At 73.9% G+C, this 9,147-nt stretch carries 8 protein-coding genes; 6 read left to right on the top strand and 2 right to left on the bottom strand.

What is annotated here, in order from left to right; translation table 11 throughout:
• Both ACFXAM_RS31225 and rpsD read left to right on the top strand, forming a co-directional pair.
• Window positions 1-1,019 (top strand): replication-associated recombination protein A (locus tag ACFXAM_RS31225; protein ID WP_380296318.1); only part of this gene is annotated, 1,019 nt, incomplete at its 5' end.
• Between the two features lie 314 nt (window positions 1,020-1,333).
• A complete protein-coding gene (gene rpsD, locus ACFXAM_RS31230) occupies window positions 1,334-1,948 on the top strand; it encodes a 30S ribosomal protein S4 (protein WP_350545081.1) in 615 nt (204 codons plus the stop codon).
• 82 nt (window positions 1,949-2,030) lie between these two features.
• Here the strand turns inward: rpsD and ACFXAM_RS31235 are convergent, their stop codons facing one another.
• Window positions 2,031-2,324, bottom strand: a complete 294-nt coding sequence (locus ACFXAM_RS31235; RefSeq protein WP_380296334.1) for a tetratricopeptide repeat protein — start codon at window positions 2,322-2,324, stop codon at window positions 2,031-2,033.
• Between the two features lie 151 nt (window positions 2,325-2,475).
• Window positions 2,476-4,695, bottom strand: a complete 2,220-nt coding sequence (locus ACFXAM_RS31240; RefSeq protein ID WP_380296320.1) for an ATP-binding protein — start codon at window positions 4,693-4,695, stop codon at window positions 2,476-2,478.
• A gap of 243 nt (window positions 4,696-4,938) precedes the next feature.
• On the opposite strand from ACFXAM_RS31240, the gene ACFXAM_RS31245 reads away from it, so the two are divergent.
• Genes ACFXAM_RS31245 through ruvX form a run of 4 tightly spaced genes read left to right on the top strand, consistent with a single transcriptional unit; the run spans window position 4,939 to window position 9,028 of the window.
• The gene (locus tag ACFXAM_RS31245; protein WP_380296321.1) at window positions 4,939-5,415 is read left to right on the top strand and encodes a DUF948 domain-containing protein; all 477 of its coding nucleotides are present in this window, start codon (window positions 4,939-4,941) and stop codon (window positions 5,413-5,415) included.
• Between the two features lie 4 nt (window positions 5,416-5,419).
• Entirely contained in the window at window positions 5,420-5,863 is a 444-nt protein-coding gene (locus ACFXAM_RS31250; protein ID WP_380296323.1) for a DUF6167 family protein, read from the top strand.
• Window positions 5,863-8,532, top strand: a complete 2,670-nt coding sequence (gene alaS, locus ACFXAM_RS31255) for an alanine--tRNA ligase (RefSeq protein WP_380296324.1) — start codon at window positions 5,863-5,865, stop codon at window positions 8,530-8,532. Before ACFXAM_RS31250 ends, alaS begins: the two co-directional genes overlap by 1 nt.
• A 16-nt stretch (window positions 8,533-8,548) precedes the next feature.
• Window positions 8,549-9,028, top strand: a complete 480-nt coding sequence (gene ruvX, locus ACFXAM_RS31260; protein ID WP_380296325.1) for a Holliday junction resolvase RuvX — start codon at window positions 8,549-8,551, stop codon at window positions 9,026-9,028.
• Window positions 9,029-9,147 lie beyond the last annotated feature (119 nt).

Here is a 9,147-nt window from a genome sequence, read left to right on the forward strand (position 1 = left end):
GGGTCACCCTGATCGCGGCGACCACCGAGAACCCGTACTTCTCGGTGATCTCCCCGCTGCTCTCCCGCTCGCTGCTGCTCACCCTGGAGTCGCTGACCGACGACGACGTCCGGGCGCTGCTGCGCCGCGCGGTCGCCGACGAGCGCGGCCTGGAGGGCGCGGTCGAGCTGAGCGCCGAGGCGGAGGACCACCTGGTGCGGCTGGCCGGCGGGGACGCCCGCAAGGCGCTCACCACGCTGGAGGCGGCGGCCGGTGCGGCGCTGGAGAAGGGCGAGGCGAGCATCACGCTGGCCACCACCGAGACCGCCGTCAACCACGCGGCCGTCCGCTACGACCGGGACGGCGACCAGCACTACGACGTGGCCAGCGCGCTGATCAAGTCGATCCGGGGCAGCGACGTGGACGCCACGCTGCACTACCTGGCCCGGATGATCGAGGCGGGGGAGGACCCGCGGTTCATCGCCCGCAGGCTGATGATCTCGGCGAGCGAGGACGTCGGCCTGGCCGATCCGACGGCGCTGCAGACGGCGGTGTCGGCGGCCCAGGCGGTGGCGCTGATCGGCTTCCCCGAGGCGCGGATCATCCTCTCCCAGGCGGCCATCGCGCTCGCCCTGGCGCCCAAGTCGAACGCCGCGTACCTGGCGATCGACGCGGCGCTGGCAGACGTCCGGCAGGGGCTGGCCGGGCCGGTGCCGGCGCACCTGCGGGACGCGCACTACGGCGGCGCGGGCAAGCTGGGGCACGGCCAGGGGTACCGGTACCCGCACGACCTGCCGGAGGGCATCGCGACCCAGCAGTACGCGCCGGACGCGGTGCACGGCAAGGCGTACTACCGGCCGACCCGCCACGGCGGGGAGGCCCGCTACGCGGACGTGGTGGAGTGGACCAGGGCGCGGCTGCGGGGGGAGCCGAGGAACGCCGCCAAGGGGGCGCCGAAGGGGGCGTCCGGGGCCGGTCCCGCGGCGGGGGCCGAGGGCGAGCCGGAGGGCAAGGGGCAGCCCGGGTCGGGGGCCGGGTGATCTGCCGGTATACTGGGTCGGAGTGCCATGTCCCGGGACGGCGGCGGGGGAGACCCCGGCCGACCGGCCGCACCAGCGGGACACCGGCCGTCGGCCTCCTCCGGGAGGTCCGCACCAGGAGCGTCGCGCACCGTCATCGGTGTCGCGGGTGAACCGGTTCCGGTTCGGCCCGTGTGACCAGCACATCTCGTGCCCGGCTCCGGAGAGCGGCTGATCGCACTGCCCTCGGGCGGTGGGGTTTTCTCCGGGTCGCGACATGCGACCTCCGTCAACACCTGGTGAAGCCGTATTCGTGAGCAAGGAAGGTTTGGTTCATGGCGAACCAGAAGCGCCCCAAGGTCAAGATCGCGCGTGCGCTCGGCGTGCCGCTGACCCCGAAGTCCGTCAAGTACTTCGAGGCCCGCCCGTACCCGCCCGGCCAGCACGGCCGTGGCCGCAAGCAGAACTCGGACTACAAGGTCCGTCTGGTCGAGAAGCAGCGTCTGCGCGCTCAGTACGACCTGAGCGAGAAGCAGATGGCCCGTGCGTTCGACCGCGCGAAGAAGGCCGAGGGCAAGACCGGTGAGGCGCTCGTCGCCGAGCTGGAGACCCGCCTCGACGCCCTGGTGCTGCGTTCGGGCATCGCCCGCACCATCTACCAGGCCCGTCAGATGGTCGTCCACGGCCACATCGAGGTCAACGGCGGCAAGGTCAACAAGCCGTCGTACCAGATGAAGCCGGGCTACGTGGTCACCGTCCGCGAGCGCAGCAAGGAGAAGGTCCCGTTCCAGGTCGCCCGTGAGGGTGGCAACGCGGGCGAGGGCCAGACCCCGAAGTACCTTGAGGTCAACCTGAAGGCCCTGGCCTTCCGCCTGGACCGCGCGCCGCAGCGCAAGGAGGTCCCGGTGATCTGCGACGAGCAGCTCGTCGTCGAGTACTACTCGCGCTGACCCGCGAGCGGTATCACCTGCGGTACCCAGCGAGCCCCCGTCGCCCTCGTGGCGACGGGGGCTCGCCCCTGTTCCGGGTGGGTCAGTAGGACTCGCCGGTCATCGCGGAGGCCAGCCGCAGGTGGGGGCGGGCCTCCTCGGCGCGGCCCTGGCGCTCCAGGGTGCGGCCGAGCATCAGGCGGGCGTAGTCCTCGGCGGGGTCGGCGTCCAGGACCCGGCGCAGCTCGGCCTCGGCCTTGCGCAGCTGGGCGGAGTGGAAGTAGCTGCGGGCCAGCAGCAGCCGGACCGACAGGTTGGCCGGCTCCTCGGCGAGCACGCCTTCGAGCATGCGGGCGGCGTCGGTGTACGCCTTGGACTCGAAGTAGAAGTTCGCCATGCGGTACTCGTCGGCGATGTTGGCCACGGGATGCTCCTTCCGTACGGTGGTTCCGCCCGCTCCAGCAATGCACAAGATTCAACTATTCCCGGCCCCCGGGCACCGGCCCCCGGCCCCCGAACGCCGACTCCCGGACGGCCCGGCGCGCTCCTCACCGCCCGACGGGGGAGGGCCGGGGCGCCGGCGGCGGCAGCGGTCCGGGGCCCGGCCGCGGGCCCGGGTCGTCCGGGTACCCGCCGCCGCCCAGCGCCCGCTGCACGGCGGCGTCCAGGTCCAGCCGGGCGCCGGTGGCGAAGGAGTCGGTGAACTCCTGCTCGGTCAGCCCGGCGACGGCGCGCTCCTCGCAGGCCCGGTGCGGGCCGTTGAAGGTGCGCGAGCCGAAGAACGGCCTGCCCACCGCCCGCCAGATCCGGTGCGCCGCGCCCTGCAGCACCCGGGCCTCGTGCAGGTCCCCGTTCTCCCCGGGGCCGGCCGGCTCGGTCTCCAGCAGCGCCAGCAGGTCGATCGCCAGCACGATGCCCAGCAGGTCGTGGAAGAGGTGGTTGAGCCGCACGCTCTCCCGGGCCAGCGTCCGCGCCGGGCGGATCTCGCCCCTCAGCCAGTGCGCGTACGCCAGCGCGTAGAGCGCGTACGCGTACGCCCACTGCTCGCCGTGCTCCTCGCACAGCTCGCGGACCTGGCCGAGCCAGAGCTCGCCGCTCTCCAGGTCGCCCTGGAAGAGGTGGGCGAGGCCCAGCTCGAACATCGCCATCAGCACGTTGCTGTTGAGCTCGCCGATGGTGCGGTAGTGCCAGAGCGACTCCTCGAACAGCTCGACGGCGCGGGCGGGCTCGTCGCCGATCAGCGCGGCGCAGCCCTGCCGGTGCACGGCGTAGGCGAGCGCGCGGTCGTCGCGGGTGGCCAGCGCCTGGCGGCGGCACTCCTCCAGGGCGGGGCGGGCGGCCGCCAGGTCGCCCTGCAGGGTGGCCGTGTAGCCGGTCACCCAGAGGGCCCTGGCGCGGGCCTCGGTGGGTTCCGGGGCGAGCGCCAGCGCCCGGTCCAGCCAGTGCCGCCCCTCGCCGAGGTGGCCGCAGCCGACCCAGTAGAACCAGAGGGTGCCGGCCATCAGCAGGGCGGTCTGCTCCTCGCCGGGCTCGGTCAGGCAGAACTCCAGGGCGGCCCGCAGGTCGGCGTGCACCAGCGCGGTGCGCTCGGCGGTCTCCGCCTGCCGGGGCCCGAACCACTCGACCTCGCCCCAGGTGGCCACGCCCAGGAACCAGTCCCGGTGCCGGCGCAGCAGCCGGTGCTCCTCGCCGGCGGCCCGCAGCCACTGCAGCCCGTACGCGCGGACGGTGTCCAGCAGCCGGAACCGCACGCCGTGGGGGCCCGCCAGGCGCAGCACGACGGACTTGGCGACCAGCTCGGTGAGGTGGTCGAGCAGGTCGTCGGGGTCGACGCCCTCGCCGGTGCAGACGTACTCGGCGGCGTCCAGGTCGAAGCCGCCCGCGAAGACCGCGAGGCGGGCCCAGAGTAAACGTTCCTGCACCGTGCAGAGCTCATGGCTCCAGCCGATCGTGGTGCGCAGCGTGCGGTGCCGGGGGAGGGCCGCCGGATCGCCGCCGGTCAGCAGCCGGAAGCGGTCGTCCAGCCGGGCCTCGATCTGCTCCACCGACAGCGCCCGCAGCCTCCCGGCGGCCAGCTCCACGGCCAGCGGGATGCCGTCCAGCCGGCGGCACAGGCGCGCGACCGTCGCGGCGTTGGCGGCGGTCACCTCGAAGGACGGCAGCACCGCCCGGGCCCGGTCCGCGAACAGCCGCACCGCGTCCGGCAGGGCGGCGGCCCCCGCCGGGGCGGGCGGCTCCGCCGGGCCGGGCGGGCCGACCGGCAGCGGGGCCAGGGTCAGCAGGTGCTCGCCCGCCGTGCGCAGCGCCACCCGGCTGGTGGCCAGCACCCGCAGCCCCGGCACGGCCCGCAGCAGCGCCCCGGCCAGCTCGGCGCAGTCCGCCGCCAGGTGCTCGCAGCCGTCCAGCACCAGCAGCAGCCGGCGCCCGGCCAGCCGCTCGGCCAGCACCTTCAGCGGGGCCCGCGCGGTGCCGTCGGTCAGCCGCAGCTCCTCCAGCACCGCGTGCCCGAGCAGCCGCCCGCCGCGCACCGGGGCCAGCTCGACCAGCCAGGTGCCGTCCGGGAACGCGCCGGCCGCCCGGGCCGCCGCCCGCAGCGCCAGCCGGCTCTTCCCGACCCCGCCGGGGCCGGTGACCGTCACCAGCCGGTGCCCGGCCAGCAGCCTGGCCAGCGCCGTCAGTTCGTGCTGCCGACCGACGAAGCTGGTGACCTCCGCCGGGAGCCGCCCCGGTGCCGGCCGGCCCGGCCGTGGTCCCGATTCCCCGTCCAAACCCGCTCCCCGCGTCGAGGCCCCGGCCTGGCCGGCCCGGGCGTCCGTCCGTCTGCGCCGCCTGGGTGGCGGCCCGCCCGGCAGAACGAGGTGACCGGCGGGTAGGTTACGCGCGCGGATCGCACACCCGGTCGGATCGCCGCGCACCGCGCGGGAAACCCGGTCCGGAAAGTCCGTGCGGTCGCGATAGGGTTCCGTAGGGCATGAGTGCCCGGAGAACTGCAAGGCGAGGGAGCGCGCAAGGTGTCCGTGGGAGAGCTGGCCGGCCTGCTCGTCGCCGTGTTCTGGGCGGTCCTGGTCACCCTGCTCGCCGTCGTACTGGTCCGGCTGTCGCGGGTGCTCAAGGAGGCCACCGTCCTGGTCTCCGCCGTCACCGAGCAGGCCGTGCCGCTGCTGACCGACGCCGGCACCGCCGTGCGCAGCGCCAACGAGCAGCTGGAGCGGGTGGACGAGATCACCGCGAACGTGCAGGACGCGGCGGCCAACGCCAACGCGCTCTCCTCCACCGTCGCGGCCACCCTCGGCGGCCCGCTGGTCAAGGTCGCGGCGTTCAGCTACGGCGTGCGCAAGGCGGTCGCCAAGCAGCAGGGCGGGGTGTCGCTGCCGGCCCAGCCGGGCGAGCGCGAGGAACTGGCCCGGCTGATCCGGGCCGAGGTGCGCGCCGCGACCGCGCCCAGGAACGGCCTGCTCTCCCGGGTCCGGCGCGTGGTGAGGGGCTGACGGCATGGTGCGACGCATCTTCTGGATGGCGGTCGGCGCCGGCGCCACCGTCTGGGCCATGAACAAGGCCAACGAGGCCGTGCACCGGCTCACCCCGGACAGCCTCTCCGGCACCGCCGCCCGCAACGCCCTGCACCTGGGCGACCTGGCCAAGCAGTTCGCCCAGGATGTGCGCTCCGGCATGAGCGAGCGCGAGGAGCAGCTGCGCGAGGACCTCGGACTCGACGGCACCGCCGTCGTCGAGCCGCGCCGCCGGGGGGTGCTGCGCGGCGAGCCCCAGTACCGAGCTATCTCGGCGGCGCCCGGGAGCCCGGCCGCCGCCCTGCCTCCGTCCAGCAGTGCCCGCGCATCGTCCTCCGACGGTGCCCGCACCACCCCCCAAGCCATCGAGAAAACGCCCCGGCGCGCGCTTGCGCCGCGGGGCGGTACCAACCGGAAGGACCACTAATGGAGTCGGCAGAGATCCGCCGCCGCTGGCTGCGCTTCTTCGAGGAGCGCGGCCACACCGTCGTTCCGTCGGCGTCCCTGGTCGCCGACGACCCCACCCTGCTGCTGGTCAACGCCGGCATGGTCCCGTTCAAGCCGTACTTCCTGGGCGAGGTCAAGCCGCAGTTCTCGCGTGCCACCAGCGTGCAGAAGTGCGTGCGCACCCTGGACATCGAGGAGGTCGGGAAGACCACCCGGCACGGCTCCTTCTTCCAGATGTGCGGCAACTTCTCCTTCGGTGACTACTTCAAGGAAGGAGCCATCACGTTCGCCTGGGACCTGCTCACCACCCCCGTCGCGGACGGTGGCTACGGCCTGGAGAAGGAGAAGCTCTGGATCACCGTCTACCAGGACGACGACGAGGCCGAGCAGATCTGGCGCGAGGTCATCGGCGTGCCCGCCGAGCGGATCCAGCGCCTCGGCATGAAGGACAACTTCTGGTCGATGGGCGTCCCCGGCCCGTGCGGCCCGTGTTCGGAGATCAACTACGATCGCGGCCCCGCGTACGGCGAGGAGGGCGGCCCGGCCGTCAACGGCGAGCGCTACCTGGAGATCTGGAACCTGGTCTTCATGCAGTACGAGCGCGGCCACGGCGACGGCAAGGACGGGTTCGAGATCCTCGGCGACCTGCCGAGCAAGAACATCGACACCGGCCTCGGCCTGGAGCGCCTGGCCGCCATCCTTCAGGACGTCGACAACCTCTTCGAGATCGACACCAGCCGGATGATCCTGGACCGGGCCGCCGGGCTGACCGGCCACCGCTACGGCGCCGACCACAAGGCGGACGTCTCGCTGCGCGTGGTCACCGACCACATCCGCACCGCGCTGATGCTGGTCGGCGACGGCGTCACCCCCGGCAACGAGGGCCGCGGCTACGTGCTGCGCCGCATCCTGCGCCGCGCCATCCGCAACATGCGGCTGCTGGGCGCCACCGAGCCGGTGGCCAAGGAGCTCATCGACACCGCGATCAAGGCGATGGCCCCGCAGTACCCGGAGCTGGAGAGCGACCGCAAGCGCATCGAGACGGTCGTCGTCGGCGAGGAGGCGGCCTTCCTGCAGACCCTGAAGGCCGGCACCAACCTGCTGGACGCCGCGGTCACCGAGACCAAGCAGTCCGGCGGCGTGGTGCTCTCCGGCGACCAGGCGTTCAAGCTGCACGACACCTACGGCTTCCCGATCGACCTGACCCTGGAGATGGCCGAGGAGCAGGGCCTTCAGGTCGACGAGGCCGGCTTCCGCCGTCTGATGCAGGAGCAGCGGGACCGCGCCAAGGCGGACGCCAAGGCCAAGAAGATGGGCCACGCCGACGTCGCCGCGTACCGCGAGGTCGCCGACACCTCCGGCGCCAGCGTCTTCACCGGCTACACCCTGACCGAGGGCGAGGCCACCGTGGTCGGCCTGCTGGTGAACGGCGCCCCGGCGCCGGCCGCCGGCGAGGGCGACGAGGTCGAGATCATCCTCGACCGCACCCCGTTCTACGCCGAGGGCGGCGGCCAGCTCGCCGACCACGGCCGGATCCGGCTGGAGTCCGGCGCGGTCGTCGAGATCCGCGACGTCCAGCAGCCCGTGCCGGGCGTGATCGTGCACTCCGGCGGCGTGCTGTTCGGCGAGGTCGTGCTCGGTTCCTCCGCGTACGCCACCATCGACGTCGAGCGCCGCCGGGCGATCGCCCGCGCCCACTCGGCCACCCACCTGACCCACCAGGCGCTGCGCGACGCGCTCGGCCCGACGGCCGCCCAGGCCGGCTCGGAGAACGCCCCGGGCCGCTTCCGCTTCGACTTCGGCTCGCCCGCCGCCGTGCCCGGCAGCGTGCTGACCGACGTCGAGCAGAAGATCAACGACGTGCTGACCCGCGAGCTGGAGGTCACCGCCGAGGTCATGACGATGGACCAGGCCCGCAAGGCCGGCGCCATCGCGATGTTCGGCGAGAAGTACGGCGACGAGGTCCGGGTCGTCACCATCGGCGACTTCTCCAAGGAGCTGTGCGGCGGCACGCACGTCGGCAACACCGCCCAGCTGGGCCTGGTGAAGCTGCTCGGCGAGTCCTCGATCGGCTCCGGCGTGCGCCGGGTGGAGGCCCTGGTCGGCGCCGACGCCTACCGGTTCCTGGCCCGTGAGCACACCGTGGTCGCCCAGCTGACCGAGCTGGTCAAGGGCCGCCCGGAGGAGCTGCCGGAGAAGATCTCCGGCATGCTCGCCAAGCTCAAGGACGCCGAGAAGGAGATCGAGCGCTTCCGCGCCGAGAAGGTGCTCGCGGCCGCCGCGGGCCTGGCCGACTCGGCCGAGGACGTGCACGGCATCGCCGTGGTCACCGCCCGGGTCGCCGACGGCACCGGCGCCGACGAGCTGCGCAAGCTGGTCCTCGACGTGCGCGGCCGCCTCGGCTCGCGCCCGGCCGTGGTCGCCGCCTTCACCGTGGCGAACGACCGCCCGCTGACCGTGATCGCCACCAACGAGGACGCCCGCGGCCGCGGCATCAAGGCCGGCGAGCTGGTCCGCACCGCGGCCAAGACCCTCGGCGGCGGCGGTGGCGGCAAGGACGACGTCGCCCAGGGCGGCGGCACCAACCCGGCCGCGATCGACGAGGCCGTCGCGGCGGTGCGGGGCCTGGTCGCGGAGCGTGCCTCCTGATGGGGTCCGCGGTCTGATGGAGTTCGAGGAGAAGCCCTTCCGGCGCGGGCGGCGGATCGCCGTCGACGTCGGGGACGCCCGGATCGGGGTCGCGTCCTGCGACCCCGACGGGGTGCTCGCCACCCCGGTGGAGACCGTCCCGGCCGGAGTGAAGTCGCAGGCCAGGATCGCCGCGATCGTCGAGGAGTACGGCGCGATCGAGGTGATCGTCGGACTGCCGCGCTCGCTGAGCGGCAAGGAGGGACCGGCGGCGGAGAAGGTCCGCGGCTACGCGTCCCGGCTGGCCAACCGGCTCTGGCCGGTGCCGGTCCGCCTCGTCGACGAGCGGATGTCCACCGTCACCGCGACCCACGGGCTGCGCGCCTCGGGGGTCAAGGCCAAGAAGGGCCGCTCGGTGGTCGACCAGGCCGCCGCGGTGGTGATCCTGCAGACCGCCCTTGAGTCCGAACGGGTGAGCGGACGCCCTCCCGGCGAGAGCGTCGAGGCGGCGGGCTGACCGGCCTGTTCTAACGTCCCGAAGAGGGGTCCGGGGGGGGGCGGGGGCGCAGGCCCCCAGGGGCGTGGGGGAGGGGCGCGGGGCGCCCGGGCCCGGGGGGGGGGGCCCCCCCGGGGGGG

Source organism: Kitasatospora sp. NPDC059462, assembly GCF_042749955.1.
In the GTDB taxonomy this organism is placed as follows: domain Bacteria; phylum Actinomycetota; class Actinomycetes; order Streptomycetales; family Streptomycetaceae; genus Kitasatospora.

Coding starts and splice junctions, on each gene's coding strand:
- rpsD (WP_350545081.1), top strand. CDS start 1,334: ATGGCGAACCAGAAGCGCCCCAAGGTCAAGATCGCGCGTGCGCTCGGC.
- ACFXAM_RS31235 (WP_380296334.1), bottom strand. CDS start 2,324: ATGGCGAACTTCTACTTCGAGTCCAAGGCGTACACCGACGCCGCCCGC.
- ACFXAM_RS31250 (WP_380296323.1), top strand. CDS start 5,420: ATGGTGCGACGCATCTTCTGGATGGCGGTCGGCGCCGGCGCCACCGTC.
- alaS (WP_380296324.1), top strand. CDS start 5,863: ATGGAGTCGGCAGAGATCCGCCGCCGCTGGCTGCGCTTCTTCGAGGAG.
- ruvX (WP_380296325.1), top strand. CDS start 8,549: ATGGAGTTCGAGGAGAAGCCCTTCCGGCGCGGGCGGCGGATCGCCGTC.